16 protein-coding genes and 1 tRNA gene are annotated in these 14,807 nt (G+C 60.0%); 4 read left to right on the top strand and 13 right to left on the bottom strand.

Features of this window, described 5'->3' with window-relative positions:
* Nucleotides 1-7 precede the first annotated feature (7 nt).
* Complete coding sequence (gene fghA / locus EOC83_RS01870; RefSeq protein ID WP_063167861.1) at nucleotides 8-838, top strand: S-formylglutathione hydrolase; 831 nt, start codon at nucleotides 8-10, stop codon at nucleotides 836-838.
* Nucleotides 822-1,151 carry a hypothetical protein gene (locus EOC83_RS01865; protein WP_127224108.1) on the top strand — a complete coding sequence of 110 codons (330 nt, stop codon included), beginning with the start codon at nucleotides 822-824 and terminating at the stop codon, nucleotides 1,149-1,151. The genes fghA and EOC83_RS01865 overlap by 17 nt, the downstream gene beginning before the upstream one ends.
* Nucleotides 1,152-1,266: 115 nt before the next feature.
* Here the strand turns inward: EOC83_RS01865 and EOC83_RS01860 are convergent, their stop codons facing one another.
* The 9 genes from EOC83_RS01860 to EOC83_RS01820 all read right to left on the bottom strand — a co-directional run bounded on the left by EOC83_RS01860 (nucleotide 1,267) and on the right by EOC83_RS01820 (nucleotide 11,165).
* Complete coding sequence (locus EOC83_RS01860; protein ID WP_063167862.1) at nucleotides 1,267-1,863, bottom strand: hypothetical protein; 597 nt, start codon at nucleotides 1,861-1,863, stop codon at nucleotides 1,267-1,269.
* Between the two features lie 87 nt (nucleotides 1,864-1,950).
* Nucleotides 1,951-2,148: a type II toxin-antitoxin system HicB family antitoxin gene (locus tag EOC83_RS01855; protein ID WP_164746046.1), complete on the bottom strand. Its 198-nt coding sequence runs from the start codon at nucleotides 2,146-2,148 to the stop codon at nucleotides 1,951-1,953.
* Nucleotides 2,149-2,203: 55 nt separating this feature from the next.
* A complete protein-coding gene (locus tag EOC83_RS01850; protein ID WP_063167863.1) occupies nucleotides 2,204-3,229 on the bottom strand; it encodes a DUF4238 domain-containing protein in 1,026 nt (341 codons plus the stop codon).
* A gap of 88 nt (nucleotides 3,230-3,317) precedes the next feature.
* On the bottom strand, nucleotides 3,318-7,100 hold the full coding sequence (locus tag EOC83_RS01845) for a vitamin B12-dependent ribonucleotide reductase (protein ID WP_063167864.1): 3,783 nt from the start codon (nucleotides 7,098-7,100) through the stop codon (nucleotides 3,318-3,320).
* Between the two features lie 631 nt (nucleotides 7,101-7,731).
* Nucleotides 7,732-8,043, bottom strand: coding sequence for a PilZ domain-containing protein (locus tag EOC83_RS01840; RefSeq protein WP_063167865.1), 312 nt, complete (start codon nucleotides 8,041-8,043; stop codon nucleotides 7,732-7,734).
* A 132-nt stretch (nucleotides 8,044-8,175) separates the two neighbouring features.
* On the bottom strand, nucleotides 8,176-8,664 hold the full coding sequence (locus tag EOC83_RS01835) for an NUDIX hydrolase (protein ID WP_013532018.1): 489 nt from the start codon (nucleotides 8,662-8,664) through the stop codon (nucleotides 8,176-8,178).
* A gap of 210 nt (nucleotides 8,665-8,874) precedes the next feature.
* Entirely contained in the window at nucleotides 8,875-9,375 is a 501-nt protein-coding gene (gene gpt / locus EOC83_RS01830; RefSeq protein ID WP_013532017.1) for a xanthine phosphoribosyltransferase, read from the bottom strand.
* A 131-nt stretch (nucleotides 9,376-9,506) separates the two neighbouring features.
* Nucleotides 9,507-10,340 (bottom strand): universal stress protein, encoded by an 834-nt coding sequence (locus EOC83_RS01825; protein ID WP_027162597.1) that lies wholly within the window; start codon nucleotides 10,338-10,340, stop codon nucleotides 9,507-9,509.
* Between the two features lie 81 nt (nucleotides 10,341-10,421).
* Nucleotides 10,422-11,165 (bottom strand): competence/damage-inducible protein A, encoded by a 744-nt coding sequence (locus tag EOC83_RS01820; protein WP_063167866.1) that lies wholly within the window; start codon nucleotides 11,163-11,165, stop codon nucleotides 10,422-10,424.
* A gap of 126 nt (nucleotides 11,166-11,291) precedes the next feature.
* On the opposite strand from EOC83_RS01820, the gene EOC83_RS33140 reads away from it, so the two are divergent.
* Nucleotides 11,292-11,843 (top strand): hypothetical protein, encoded by a 552-nt coding sequence (locus tag EOC83_RS33140; RefSeq protein ID WP_224672900.1) that lies wholly within the window; start codon nucleotides 11,292-11,294, stop codon nucleotides 11,841-11,843.
* Between the two features lie 159 nt (nucleotides 11,844-12,002).
* Here the strand turns inward: EOC83_RS33140 and EOC83_RS01810 are convergent, their stop codons facing one another.
* The 3 genes from EOC83_RS01810 to EOC83_RS01800 form a co-directional block, all read right to left on the bottom strand.
* Nucleotides 12,003-12,242, bottom strand: a complete 240-nt coding sequence (locus EOC83_RS01810; RefSeq protein ID WP_013532013.1) for a DUF2188 domain-containing protein — start codon at nucleotides 12,240-12,242, stop codon at nucleotides 12,003-12,005.
* A gap of 30 nt (nucleotides 12,243-12,272) precedes the next feature.
* Nucleotides 12,273-12,551 carry a DUF982 domain-containing protein gene (locus EOC83_RS01805; protein WP_013532012.1) on the bottom strand — a complete coding sequence of 93 codons (279 nt, stop codon included), beginning with the start codon at nucleotides 12,549-12,551 and terminating at the stop codon, nucleotides 12,273-12,275.
* Between the two features lie 112 nt (nucleotides 12,552-12,663).
* Entirely contained in the window at nucleotides 12,664-13,767 is a 1,104-nt protein-coding gene (locus EOC83_RS01800; protein WP_024504404.1) for an NADH:flavin oxidoreductase/NADH oxidase, read from the bottom strand.
* A gap of 225 nt (nucleotides 13,768-13,992) precedes the next feature.
* Between EOC83_RS01800 and EOC83_RS01795 the strand changes: the two genes are divergently transcribed.
* Nucleotides 13,993-14,571 carry an NUDIX domain-containing protein gene (locus tag EOC83_RS01795; protein WP_024504405.1) on the top strand — a complete coding sequence of 193 codons (579 nt, stop codon included), beginning with the start codon at nucleotides 13,993-13,995 and terminating at the stop codon, nucleotides 14,569-14,571.
* 60 nt (nucleotides 14,572-14,631) lie between these two features.
* Here EOC83_RS01795 and EOC83_RS01790 read toward each other — a convergent pair.
* Nucleotides 14,632-14,716 (bottom strand) — tRNA-Leu (locus EOC83_RS01790).
* Between the last annotated feature and the right edge of the window lie 91 nt (nucleotides 14,717-14,807).

Genomic DNA, 14,807 nt, shown 5'->3' with positions numbered 1-14,807 from the left:
AGAACACATGAAAATCATCTCTCAGACGAAAGCCCATGGCGGCGTGCAGGGCGTCTATTCCCATTTCTCGACGAGTTGCCGTTGCGACATGATTTTTGCCGTTTTCATACCTCCGCAGGCGCGGGAGACGCCTTGTCCCGTTGTGTGGTATCTCTCAGGCCTGACGTGTACGCACGCCAATGTCATGGACAAGGGCGAGTACAGGCGCATGGCCGCCGAGCTCGGCCTGATCGTCGTTTGTCCCGACACCAGCCCGCGCGGGGCCGACATTCCGGATGAAAAAGACAACTGGCAGTTCGGCTCCGGCGCCGGCTTCTATCTCGATGCGACGCAAGAGCCTTATGCGAAGAACTATCGTATGTATTCCTATGTCGCCGAGGAGTTGCCGGCCCTCATCGCGGCTGAATTTCCAGCCGATATGGCACGCCAGGCAATCTTTGGCCATTCGATGGGCGGGCATGGCGCGCTGACGATTGCCTTGAAGAATCCGCAGCGGTTCAAGAGCTGCTCGGCGTTCGCCCCGATCGCCCAGCCAAGCACCGCCGGCTGGTCGAGACCGGCTTTTGAGAAGTATCTCGGCAAGGATGAGGCCTCGTGGCGAAGCTGCGACGCGACGTCGCTCATCGACGACGGATACCGCTTCCCCGAATTTTTGGTGGATCAGGGAACGTCGGATGGATTTCTTGACGACGGGCTGAGGCCTTGGCTGCTTGAGGCGGCCTGCACCAAAGCAGGTATTCCTTTAAAATTGCGGATGCAGGATGGATACGACCACTCGTATCTTTTCATCTCCAGCTTCATGGACGACCATCTGAGATGGCATGCTGAGAGGCTTTGAACCGGGCAGGCCGAAGGCATGGCCAGATGCAAACAAGGTATTGAATTCGACGCCTTACGCCGGGGGCAGAGTCCCCGCCGGCGTCAAACGCTACACATTCAGCCCGGACGCTGCCTATGCGAAAGAGCTGAAAGCGGTAGCCAGCCCCGATGAGATCCCGGAGCCGCCCTGCGGCGCCTGGGGCGAAATGCCTGACGGCATCCAGTATTTCGAGGTGCCCGAGGGTGGGGGGCGGAAAGTGCTGTTCGTGCGGATAGGCCAGGACGAGCCTTCGTTTGACGGGCAGACGCTGGAGGTGTTGCAGGCGGGGTAAATTGGTCCGGGCAGCGATCCTGGCCGCAAACAACTATTCTGGCCGTATTCCCGGCTCCGGTGTCCCACAGGGAGATGATCCCATATCAACCTCGACATGTTCCACGGTGAGGTGACTACTTTCTGTTTGATTTTGCCAGTTCATCCAGAGATTTTGCTATCTTTTCGAGTTGCTCAGGAATTCTCTTCGCTCCGGACGTATAGAAATAAGCTCGAAGATCCACAAAGAAGTTCTCGGTATAGATACGCGACCCGTAGCCATAGGATGCCTGAATTGTGAATTTGTCAGGTGTTACTATTTTGCCGCCGATCTCCTTGCCGACCTGAGGGCCTGTACAAAGATCGATCCAGAATCCATCGCCAGGCGCGAGTGCAGCCAATGTGTTTTTGAAAATATACATATCAGAAATATTTTTTGATTCTCCAACGGTTTCCCCAAAGCGATAGAAGTCTCTGTCGACCGTCAGTTTAAGGTTCTCGGCGGATGAGGAGCCTCGGTTCCAGATTCGAGCAACAAAAATAGTATGGTGTTGAATTTCGATATTCAAAGCAATTACAGGCCGCGTTTGAACCTCGATCTGCTTCTGTATTTCTATGACCATCATTTTATTTGAGTGGGCTATCTTATAAGTTAGCCAGGCGTATACGCCCGTAATAACTACCAAAATTGTTGTTAGGAGGTCTATAGGCGTCAAACCAATAGCGCTTGTCATAAATTTTTCCAAAAGAAACCGCGCTCAATAACGTGGGTGTGAAGTTCATCTACCTGTAGTGCCGGTCTGGTTCGTGGCTTTATGCCTTTACGCACTCTGCCAAGCTAACACCTTCGGCACATTCAACCCATCGGCCCGCAAACCCTTGATGTGAAAGCGAATTGCATCGCGAATCTCGGCTTCCACCTCGCGTACAGTTGCACCGGTCGCGATGCAGCCGGGTAAATTCGGCACATAAGCGGAAAAGTTATTTCCCGCCTTTTCAATCACCACCGCGTAACACACGCACTTCACTCCCTAGGTGGATAGTCAGTGTAGCGGCTCACGCCCTGTTGCATCCTCATCGTCGGAATGGGTATTCCCACGCATTCGATAGAGCGGAGGGCTGTCCGATCTTGTAGCTTATTCGCTGCACCAAGCCGTTACCAACTATCGAGCGTTCGAAGTCCGGAACTGGCCCTTTATCGAAAAAGTTGGATACTAAGGTCTCGATGTCTCCCCGTTGGCTAAATATATAGCGATCAGCAAAAAGAGCCACGACCTCATTGATGCGATCTATCGCCCGGCGGTTGCGTACTTCTCTATGCATTGCATCCGTCTGCCTTCGGGTGTCCAGATACATCGCAATGCGCGGAGTTATAGGGAAGACAAGTTCAAAATCATCAAAATTTCCGACACTGTATGGAACTATTTTACCTATTGGTGTTCCCGATTTGAAGTAGCACACGGGGTTATCGCTAGAAATAAAATCGACGCCTGTCTCGTTGTGTATAAAAACAGGCGCGTTGTACCGATTCATTACAGGAAGCATGCCTCGAATGATATTTGGCATCGAAAGAAGGGCGGTATGCGGGTCAATGTTTATTTGAATTATGCCGGCGTTTATCAAATCCTGCATTCTAATCTGGCTCGATACATCTCCTGTCGTCTTGCGATAAATTTCCAACAGAGCCTCGGGTACGGGAGGTGAAACTGCGTCCGATATCCTAGCAACAGAGTCTCGCAAAAGGCTCATAACAGATCTAAGCGCGTTGGGTACACGGCATCGCATGGACAAAAGGAATTCGGTGAAATGTTTAATTTCATCAAGTGAGAGCGGTTTCTTTTCCGCGATAATGTTCACAGCTCGGTCCCAGCCGCTTTCTATCGTGTCGGAAAAAAGTCTCTCGATCGCGTTGTCAAAACGCGCTTCAGCATGAACTGGTTGTGAGTATAGGTATTTCTCTTTGAATACCGATTTTGGAGAGGTGCAGAAAAGCCTACAATCTTCCCACGTATCGTAGACTTTGATGCAGCCGTCTCCATCCAAGAAATGCTTCGAATAAGTTTCCGGAATATAGTGCTGTTGCTTGGGCTCTGGCGGCATTTTTATAGACCTCCGCTCTCAGCATATCTCTTCTGCTGAGAGCGGAGTCGCATTGTTGGCAGCAGACAGACAGCGCGCGTGAATTAGCTCAGCTGCACCCGCTCGTCGAGCCACACGTATCGCACTTCTCGCAGGTCCCGTTCCGCACCATGGTAAAATTCTGGCACTCGGAGCAGGAATTGCCGGTGTAGCCCTGGAGCAGCGATTTGGCGCGGCGGTCGTTGGCGAGTTTCTTGGCTTCCGCCGCCTCCATGGCCGCGGCGTCGGTGAACAGCGCAGCCGTGGCGTCGGAAGCAACACCCGCCGCTTCCTCGAAGGCGATGTCCTCGGCCAATTCCTTTGCCCGCTCCTCATAGTCGCGCTTGTAGGCGACCGCTTCGTCGCTGGCGGGTTTCAGCGCCAGCACGTTGGAGCCGGAGAAGGCGGTCGGTGCCGAGCGGGCAGGGGCGCCCGAGGGGGCCGCAAAGCCTTTCGGATCGTTGCCGCTGACGCGCGACACCAGCTTCACCGGCGAGGCGCCACGGGTCAGGCCCTTGGAGACCGCATCGGTCTTGCCTTCGCTGATGCCACGGCCAAGTGCGGTGTTGGAAAAGTCCGACTGGTCGACATGGGCGAGATCGTTGCGGCCGAGGTAGGAGATCGCCAGCTCGCGGAACACGTAGTCGAGGATCGACGTCGCGCTCTTGATGGCGTCATTGCCCTGCACCATGCCGGCCGGCTCGAACTTGGTGAAGGTGAAGGCGTGCACATATTCGTCGAGCGGCACGCCATATTGCAGGCCCAACGAAATGGCGATGGCGAAGTTGTTGAGAAGGCCACGCAAAGTCGCGCCTTCCTTGTTCATGTCGATGAAGATCTCGCCGAGACGGCCATCGTCATATTCGCCGGTGCGCAGGAAGATGGTGTTGCCACCGATCTTGGCTTTCTGCGTGTAACCCTTGCGGCGGCCGGGCAGCTTTTCCTGCTCGCGCGACACGCGCTCGATGATGCGCTCGACGATCCGCTCGGTGATCTGTGCGGCACGTGCTGCCGCAGGTGCGGCGAGCAGCTGCTCGACGGCTTCATCCTCGTCGTCCTCGCCATCGGCGAGCAGCGAGGAATTGAGCGGCTGCGACAGTTTCGAGCCGTCGCGGTAGAGCGCGTTGGCCTTCAGCGCCAGCTTCCACGACAGCATGTAGGCGCCCTTGGCGTCTTCCACCGTCGCATCGTTGGGCATGTTGATGGTCTTGGAGATCGCGCCGGAAATGAAGGGCTGTGCCGCCGCCATCATCTGGATGTGGCTGTTGATAGACAGCGAGCGCTTGCCGATCTTGCCGCACGGGCTGGCGCAATCGAACACGGCGAGGTGTTCGGCCTTGAGGAACGGCGCGTCTTCCAGCGTCATCGCACCGCAGACATGGATGTTGGCGGCCTCGATGTCCTTGCGGGAGAAGCCGAGCGCCGGCAGCATCTCGAACGAGAAGTCGTTGAGCTGCTCGTCGGTGAAGCCGAACGTCTCCTTCACCCAGTCGGCGCCGAGCGTCCACTGGTTGAAGACAAACTTGATGTCGAAGGCCGACTTCAAGGCTGCGTTGAGCGCCGCGATCTTCTCGTCGGTGAAGCCCTTGGCCTTGAGCGCGCCGGGGTTGATGGCCGGCGCCTGGTTGAGGTTGCCGTGGCCGACCGCATAGGCCTCCATCTCGGCGATCTGGGCTTCGGAATAGCCGAGCGTGCGCAGCGCTTCCGGCACGGCGCGATTGATGATCTTGAAATAGCCGCCGCCGGCCAGCTTCTTGAACTTCACCAGCGCGAAGTCGGGCTCGATGCCGGTGGTGTCGCAATCCATGACCAGGCCGATCGTGCCGGTCGGCGCGATGACGGTCGCCTGCGCGTTGCGGTAGCCATGCTCCTCGCCGAGCTCGATGGCGCGGTCCCAGGCGGCCTTGGCGTGGGTCGCAAGGTCCTGCTGCTTCAGGTCGGAAGCGACGAGCGGCACCGGGTTGACGGCGAGCTTCTCGTAGCCCTGCTTCTCGCCATAGGCGGCACGGCGATGGTTGCGCATGACGCGCAGCATGTTCTGGGCATTGCGGTCGTAGTCGGCGAAGGCGCCGAGTTCGCCGGCCATCTCGGCCGAGGTGGCATAGGCCATGCCGGTCATGATCGCGGTGAGTGCGGCGCAGATCGCGCGGCCTTCGTCGGAGTCGTAGGGAATGCCCGACGTCATCAGCAGGCCGCCGATATTGGCATAGCCGAGGCCGAGCGTGCGGTATTCGTAGGACTGCTTGGCGATCTCCTTCGACGGGAACTGCGCCATCATGACGGAGATTTCGAGCACGATGGTCCACAGCCGCACCGTGTGCTCGTAGGCTGCGATGTCGATCGTGCCGTCGGCGTTGCGGTAGGGCAGCAGATTGATCGAGGCGAGATTGCAGGCCGTGTCGTCGAGGAACATGTATTCGGAGCACGGGTTGGACGCCCGGATCGCACCGGCGGAAGCGCAGGTGTGCCAGTCGTTCATCGTCGTGTTGAAATGCAGGCCCGGATCGGCCGACGCCCAGGCGGCGTAACCGATCTTTTCCCAGAGATCCCTGGCCTTCAGCGTCTTCAGTACCTTGCCGTCCTTGCGGGCGGTCAGGTGCCAGTCGGCATCGTCCTCGACGGCGCGCAGGAAATTATCCTTCAGCGACACCGAATTGTTGGAATTCTGGCCCGAAACCGTGAGGTAGGCGTCCGAATCCCAGTCTGTGTCGTAGGTCTTGAACGACATCGAGCTATAGCCCTGCTTGGCGAACTGGATGACGCGGTAGATGTAGTTCTCCGGCACGGCCGACTTCTTGGCCGCCTTAATCTCGCGCTTCAGCGCGGAGTTGATCGACGGATCGAAGCAGTCGTCGCCATTGCCTTCGCAGTTGACGCAGGCCTTCATGATCGCTTCGAGATGCTTCTTGACGATCTTCGAGCCGGTCACCAGCGAGGCGACCTTCTGCTCTTCATTGACCTTCCAGTCGATGAATTCCTCGATATCGGGATGGTCGGCGTCGACGATGACCATTTTGGCGGCGCGGCGCGTCGTGCCGCCCGACTTGATGGCGCCCGCCGCGCGGTCGCCGATCTTGAGGAAGCTCATCAGGCCCGACGAGCGGCCGCCACCGGACAGTTTTTCGCCTTCGCCGCGCAGCAGCGAGAAGTTGGAGCCGGTGCCGGAGCCGTATTTGAACAGGCGCGCTTCACGCACCCACAAATCCATGATGCCACCCTCGTTGACGAGGTCGTCCTGTACGCCCTGGATGAAGCAGGCATGCGGCTGCGGATGCTCGTAGGAGGATTTCGACTTGGTCAGCTTGCCGGTGAACGGGTCGACATAGAAGTGGCCCTGGCTCGGGCCGTCGATGCCATAGGCCCAGTGCAGGCCGGTGTTGAACCATTGCGGCGAGTTCGGCGCGACGCGCTGGGTGGCCAGCATGTGGGCAAGCTCGTCACGGAAGGCGCGTGCGTCTTCTTCCGACGCCTTGAAGTAGCCGCCCTTCCAGCCCCAATAGGTCCAGGTGCCGGCAAGGCGGTCGAAGACCTGGCGGGCGTCGATCTCGGAACCGTAGCGCTCGGCTTCCGGCAGCTTGGCGAGTTCCGCCTCATCGGCGACGGAGCGCCACAGGAAGGAGGGGACGTCGTTCTCTTCGATCTTCTTCAGGCGTGCCGGAACACCGGCCTTGCGGAAATATTTCTGTGCCAGGATATCGGCTGCGACCTGGGAGAACTGCGCCGGCACGTCGATATTGTCCAAGCGGAACACCACCGAGCCATCCGGATTCTTGATCTCCGAAAGCGCCTTGCGGAATTCGATCTCCGCATAGGCGGACTGTCCTGGCTTGGTGAAACGACGCTCGATGCGCATTGGTCCGGTCCCTTTTGTCTATATGTAGCGCTTTTCCCCAGGGATTTCTGCCCCCGATGCGAAACGCGCATGTCCGCCGTCTGCCGGCGTTCGAAAACGGCCGGCTCTCCATTTCGCAGCCTCCGCCGGCCCTGCTGGTCAAACTCCTTGCGAAGTGCCTGTCCAACGCGCCGACGAACCCACGGGTCCCTCAAAACTGATTTTTTTCCGATTCCCTCGGTCGAGGGAAATTCACACTATCTAGCGTCGAACCTACCTGCAAACACTAAATATAGTATTAACAGACAATTTATTCAAGCCCGACAATTGTCCCTATCGACCCCAACCGCCCCACAATTCCAACGCTTCCGCCGGCCTCGTAACCAGGCGGAAATGCGAGCAAAACGCACATAATCCGGGAAAAAGACCGGGCTCAGAACTTTCCGGTCGCACTCTCAACAGGAGCGCATGGCCTATAAAAGGCGACTCGTTTTGCGCCGTCAAGGATTCGTTTGCGTAGCTTTTGTGACCCCAACATCTTGTGTGTCACATATGTGGATAACGGGGATAGAATGCGGTGCGGCGATCGCAATTTTGTCGCCACCAGGCAATCCGGACGCGGCAACGATCCAAAGCGTCGTGCCTGAATGGATCAGCCGTAGTGCAGCCTGGGTTTTGGCTCGGTGCCGGTGAACTGCACCCCGATACGGTCATTGCGACGCCAGCGGACCTCACACCGATAGGCAATGCCGTCGAGCGGCACATAGAGAAGGAAGCGATCGGGAACCCGGGCTTCCAGCGGTATCTTCAGTTCGGCTCCGCCTTCGTGTTGATTGCGCAGCGTGCAGCCGACTTCCGAATTCGAAATTCCGGTGATGATCGACCCGCCCTTGAGCACGCGCGGACGATGCTCGCGCTCAGGCTCGTCGGACTCGTTTGGAATTGGATTTTCGGGGCTCGCCATCGATCAAAAAATACCAGAGCTGCCGAATCCTACCTTTGATTCCTTAGCAAAGCATTCATGTCGATGGCGGCAACGCGTGTCCAGCCTTTGCAAGCAAGTCCCGTTTTGCAAAGAGCGCGGTGTGGCCGCCCGTCAGGAGAAGCTGTGCGGGTCGGCGCAGAAATAGGCGATGATCTGGCAAAGGTCGGGTTCGTTGACCATGCGCACCGCTTCGCTTGCACGGACCCATTTGCGGGTGCGTGAGCGTTTTTCCTTCCAGCGGTCCGCGACTTTGTCGACATGCAGCGGAAACACCAGGACCTCGCACGGGACTTCTTCGCCGGAAGCCAGCGCCTTGGCGTAGAAGTAACGGCCGGCTTCAAGATGAGAGACACGGCCGCGCAGCCCGGCCTCCTCGCCGGCTTCGCGCGCCGCGGCCTCGCAGAGCGGCTCCCTGGCCTCTGGCCAACCCTTGGGCAAAACCCAACGGCCGGTATCGCGGCTGGTGATCAGCATGATTTCGACGCCGTCTCCCGTGTCGCGCCAGGGCAGGGCGGCAACCTGCAGGCGGCACGGCGCGGTGCCGAAGAGCCGTCGGACCCTTTCGGCCAGATGATTGTGTGTCGTTGGCCTCGTCAACATCGAAGAAGCTAGCCCCAGCCTCCGGAATCGTTTGCCGTCTCACGAATCTTACGGCTAATTGTCGGCAATAAAAGTAAAAAATTTCATTCGCCTGGCCAATTTCCGCCAATAGACGTCGATTTCGCGAAATATCCGGCTCTGCCGGACGTGTTTGCGAAAGCAAATCCATCCCCGGTGCAAGCTGCTGGTCTGTAACAGGGTAGTTGCGAATCAGCCGGCGTGGTCGTCGGCGATCGGCTTCTGGTAGGTGAAGCCCATATCCCACGGGAAATAGATCCAGGTGTCCTGGCTGACTTCGGTGACGAAAGTATCGACCAGCGGCCTGCCTTTCGGCTTGGCATAGACGGTGGCGAAATGCGCCCTGGGCATCATCGCGCGCACGATGCCCGCCGTCTTGCCGGTGTCGGTCAGGTCGTCGATGATCAGCACGCCGGCGCCGTCTTCGGCGAGCAGGGCAGGGGTGATCTCCTTGAGGACCTGCAGCTGCCCCTGGCTGGTATAATCGTGATAGGAGGCGACGCAGACGGTTTCGATGACGCGGATGCCAAGTTCACGCGAGATGATCGCCGCCGGCACCAACCCGCCTCGCGTGATGCAGACGATCGCTTTCCATTGCCCCTTGTTGGCACCGGCAAGCCGCCAGGCGAGTGCGCGAGCGTCGCGATGGAACTGGTCCCAGGAGACCGGAAAGGCTTTTTCGGGAAGGGACATGTCGCGCACTCCACAGCACGCGGGGATCGCGCGCAAGAAAACAGGGGAATGCGCGCGGAATTAGCTGGAAAGCCCCCATCTTGGCAAGAGCAGGGGCCTTGGCAAGGCAAGGGCCAGCGATCGCTGTGGGCTTACCGCGACAGGAAGGCTGCCACCGGCGCGGTGCGCAGCACGCTGCGCGTCACGCCGCCGAACAGAAGCTGGCGCAGCCATGAATGGCTGTAGGCGCCGAGCACCAGCAGATCGGCGCCGGTTTCCGCGATCCTGGTCTGGATGATGTCATCGACCGAACTGCCGCCCGACTGCTGCACCGAGACGCTGACGGTGGCGCCGTGGCGCGACAGCGCCGCCGCGATTTCGGCGCCGGCGGCCTCCGGGCTGTCGTCGAGCGTTTCAGGAGGGTCGATAACCAATATGTCGGTCTTCTCGGCTTCGATGATGAAGGGCAGCGCGTCGAAGGCGGCGCGCGCCGCTTCCTTGCTGCCGTTCCAGGCGAGCAAGACGCGTTTGAAGGTGGTGATCAGCGGACCCTCGTGCGGCACCACCAGCACCGGCCGGCCGGCATCGTAGACCAGCGTGTCAACGTCCGCGCTGGAATCGCCGCCCGTTTCGCGCTGCGCTGCTATGATCAGGTCGGCGGCCCGCACGCTCGAAATCCCGGTCAGCGCGCTGTCACCCGAAAAGCTCTCCAGGCTTCGCCACTCGAAGGAAAGACCGGAATCCTCGATATGCCTGAGAAACAGCGTCCTCAATTTCTCGGCCCGTTCCCGGTTCATATCTGCCGAAACCTGCAGGAATTCGGTGTCGGGAAAGCCTGTGGCAGAGGTGTAGGGCACGGGAAGCGTTTCGGCGTGGATGCCGACCAGATGGCTCTGGAACCGGTTGGCGAGCGGAATGGCGCAGTCGAGCACGCGCTCGGCGTCCTGCTCGTTCTGCAGAATGGCGACGATGGTTTTGAATCGCATGACAATCCCTCAGTTCACGAGCTGGCGAACTCGTGCCGGGGAAACGTTGCAGCGTCGTGCTTTGTTCCGGTCTGGACCAGATCAGCCGGGATTGCTGGCGAAGCCGGCGACCATCGCCTCGACATCGGCGCGGGCAGCGTCCAGCGCCTCCTGGCTGCGGGCACGCACGACCAGTTCGGTCCAGAACTTGCCATCGCCATATTTCGGGTAGGAGCCGATGATCGTATCGGGATGCGCTTTCTGGATATCACCCAGCGGCCCCCCGATGAGGCCTTCGCCGAACGGGCAGGGCACGGTCGCCGACAGCATCTTTGTGCCGGCCTTCAGCGTCGGCACGACATTGTCGAGCATGGCCTGGAAAATCGACGGCACGCCAGCCATGACGTGGACGTTGCCGATGCGGAAGCCAGGCGCGACCGACACCGGATTGTCGATGAGATCGGCGCCGCGCGGCATCCGTGCCATGCGCTTGCGGGCCTCGGTATATTCGATGCCGCGCGCGGCATAGCTTGCTTCCAGCATCGCATAGGCCCGGGCATCGTATTCGCAAGGTACGCCAAAGGCCTTGGAGATGGAATCGGCCGTGATGTCGTCATGCGTCGGCCCGATGCCGCCCGTGGTGAACACATAAGTGTAGCGCGCGCGCACGGCGTTCACCGCCGCGATGATCTCGTCTTCCTCGTCCGGGACGATGCGCACTTCCTTCAGGTCGATGCCGATCGCCGTCATGATGTCGGCGAGATGGCCGATGTTCTTGTCCTTGGTGCGGCCGGACAGAATCTCATCGCCGATGACGAGCATGGCGGCGGTCACGATTTCAGGCATGGGAAGCTCCGGCAAGCGAGTGGCCCGGGAAGGCGAGTGGTCTGAGATAGCGCGGCGCAGCGGTGGCCGCAATGTCATCTCCGCGGCGCCGGCTTTCCTGCCCGACTACATGACCGCCGGAGGTGGATGGCTCGGTCGAAGCCAACTCGTTTCCACACCATGTTCTGCGATGACGTGGCGGTCGAGCAAGATCTCGGCCGCATCGACGGGTGCTATGGCAAGGGGCACTTGCCGGAATTCATGGCCCAGGAGCGAACCGCCGCATCCATCGAGCGCATCGCCGGCCGGGCTGATCGGGGCCTCACCTCAGCTTCACGACAATTTCAAGGAACCATTCGGCTGACTACCGGGTTTTATGAGTGTCGCACCAAGGCGGCTAAGATACGGAGTGATTCAATGGTTACAAAACTTCTCGCAGCATCCGTCCTGACGATCGGTCTCGCCACATCGGCGATGGCGCAGTCACTGGACGACAGGTACTCAAACAATCATGACTGGTGGCTGTTCGGTAACAACGACCAGACAACTGTCGACCCCTACACCACGGGAAGCATCAGTGACGGCTCCGGGTTGAACACCCAAGGCAACACCGGCGCTATTGGCCCATGTGCCCACAACACACCAGGCCCGGACGCTAACGCAGGGCAAAACGTCAACGATCAGTATTGCGGCAAATAGCCAGAACGTGATTTCCGAAAAGCGCACGCCGATTTTCCAGAAATCCATGTTCGAGGGCTAGTCCGCAAGGACAGCCGCTGGCCGCTGGCGCGTCCTCTCTCCGGACGGCGCTGCGGTCGGCGCTCCGTCGAACCGCTCCACATCAACCGCGATACCGAATCAGTCCGAGACTTCTGTCTGCGGCCGGTCGCGGCCGTCGGCCAGTTCCTCATGCCATTTTCCCTCGGCGTCCTCATACTGGATGCCGTCCGTCGCTCCGGCGACCTGCTGCTCGGCCGAGGCGATTTCGGCGGCGCGCAACGCGTCCTGATGCGTCGGAAACGTCTCGGAAAAGGTCGCTCCGACCTTGTAGGCCCAGCCGCCGTCATGTTCGACGATCTTGTAAGTCAGCTTCGCCATGAAAAACCTCCGGTTGAAAGGTCCGTCTGCTCAATGCAGTCGGTCGTCGGGCAGTCTGTCGTCGGGCACCAGCACTTCCGATTCCTTGGCGGCTTCAATCAGCGCCCGGCGCGCATCTGCTGTCGAACGATAACCTTCCAGCACTTTGAGGCAAGTGTCGAGGGCATCACGATGGCGCGGGCCGCGATTGAGCGGCCACACCGTCATCAGGCACTCCGCGGCCTCCTGGGCGCTGCGGATGTGGCGATATTTGCCGACGTGGCCAAGTTCGACGACGACCGGCACTTCAAAAGGTTTGTTGTCCATCATGGCCGCAACGCAAAGCAGCCAATTTGGTTGCAACCATGGCCGTCAGCCTGCGCCCAAACGTCTCAGAGGCTGTTTGAAGGCTCTACAGCGCCGTGTCGGGAGCGCGAACCGTTCAGCCCGCCGCCTTCATCCAATGCTGCATCGTGGTCACCGAACGGGCAAGTTGTGGCGCCGGGTGGATTGTCTCGCTGAATGTCGCCGCCGCACGCCACCCCCAGCGCGGATCAGCCAGGAAGGCCCGCGCCAGCGCCACCATGTCGGCGCGGCCCTCGGTGACGATCGCTTCGGCCTGCTTGGGGTCGTCGATCAGGCCGACGGCGCGGGTCGGAATATCAGCGCCCTTGCGCACCGCCTCCGCCAGATGCACCTGATAGCCGGGGCCGGTGGGCAATTTCTGCAACGGCGAATTGCCGCCGCTCGAACAGCAGAGATAGGCAACGCCCTCGTCCTTCAGCGCTTTGGCCACTTCGATCGCGTCCGCCACGTCGAAGCCGCCGTCGACCCAATCCTTCACGGACAGCCTTGCGCCGAGCATCAGCTTTGGCACCGCCTTGCGCACCGCCTTGGTGATTTCGACGGCAAAACGCATGCGGTTTTCCAGCGCGCCACCCCAGCGGTCCGTGCGCTGGTTGGACAAGGGCGACAGGAACTGGAAGATCAAATAGCCATGCGCGGCGTGCAGTTCGAGGAAATCGAAGCCGGCGCGTTCGGCTCGCCTTGCCGCCTCGGCGAAGCGCTCGATCAGCTGTAGGATCTCCTCGTCCTCCAGAGCGTGCGGCACGTTCCAGCCGGTGTCGTAGGGGATGGCCGAGGCGGAGACGGTCTGCCAGGGATCCTCGTTTGGCTTCAGTGGCCCGCCGCCCTCCCACGGCTTGCGGTTCGAAGCCTTGCGGCCGGCATGGGCCAGTTGGGAGCCGAATTTCGTGCCGGGTGCGGCGACGCGTCGTGCAGCGTCCAGCGCGCGGCGGGCGGCCGCTTCATTGTCTTCAGAGTAAAGGCCGAGGCAGCCATGGGTGATACGCCCGCGCCGCTCGACATCGGTCATCTCGACCGTGACCATGCCGGCGCCGGACATTGCGAGGTTCATCCAGTGATGGAGATGCCAGTCGCTGGCCGAGCCGTCCTCGGCGGAATACTGGCACATCGGCGCGACGGCGATGCGGTTGGGGAAGGTGAGGCCGTCGAGAGTGATCGACTGGAAAAGCGACGCTGTCATGAGAAACTCCGGGAGGGTTCGCAGCTATTTAGGCGACCGATGGCGCCTGCGCCAGACACGAGGCGGTGAAAGGGCTTCTGGACCAATCACGGGCGGGATTGCCGAAATGCCGGTTCGCGGCTACGCCTCGGCCAGGCATGTCTCCCAAAAGTGGCTCCGGTTTTGGGAGAACGACAGGCATAAACAGGAGCATGAAGTGCGACGCGCTTTAGCATGGAGACCGGGATGGAAGATCGTATTCGCGTCCGTTCGGAGGAAATCCTCTCCGACGACTGGGCCATCCTGAAGAAGACCGTCCTCGACTACCGCCGGCGCGACGGTCAGTGGGAGACGCAAATCCGCCAGACCTATGATCGCGGCGATGGTGCGGTGATCCTGCCTTACGACCCCTTGCGTTCGACCGTGCTTCTGGTGCGCCAGTTCCGCTATCCCGCTTACGTCACCGGCCACCGCGAGCCGCTGATCGAGGCCTGTGCCGGTCTGTTGGACGAAAACGATCCGGAGACCGCCATCCGCAAGGAAGCCGAGGAAGAGCTGGGTTATCGCTTGAAGGATATCGAGCGGCTGTTTTCGCCCTATATGAGCCCCGGCAGCGTCACCGAACGGCTCTGGTTTTTCATCGGCCGCTATTCACCCGCCGACCGCATCTCGGCCGGCGGCGGCGCGCAAGAAGAGGGCGAGGACATCGAGGTTCTGGAAATGCCGCTCGACGAGGCGCTGGCCGGCATCGCCGATGGCCGTATCGTCGACGCCAAGACCATCATCCTGATCCAGCATCTGAAGCTCAATCCGATGCCTGCCTGAAAGGCGCCGGTCCTCCTTCGCCAGGACTTTCGGGTGGCCCGCCACCCGAAGCTCGAAGGGTGGTGCGGATGAAGGGACTCGAACCCCCACGCCTTTCGGCACTGGAACCTAAATCCAGGGCGTCTACCAGTTCCGCCACATCCGCATGGACCGGCAATCCCATGTGGCCATCATTCTGTCAATGTCAGAGACAAGATGTGGCCCAGCGACAAGATGTGGGGCAGGCCCCGAATGCT

Origin of the sequence: Mesorhizobium sp. Primo-A, from assembly GCF_003997175.1 — a bacterium.
Classification (GTDB): Bacteria; Pseudomonadota; Alphaproteobacteria; order Rhizobiales; family Rhizobiaceae; genus Mesorhizobium; species Mesorhizobium ciceri.
The sequence above is the reverse complement of the archived record's forward strand: the minus strand, read 5'-3'. Positions and strand labels throughout refer to the sequence as shown.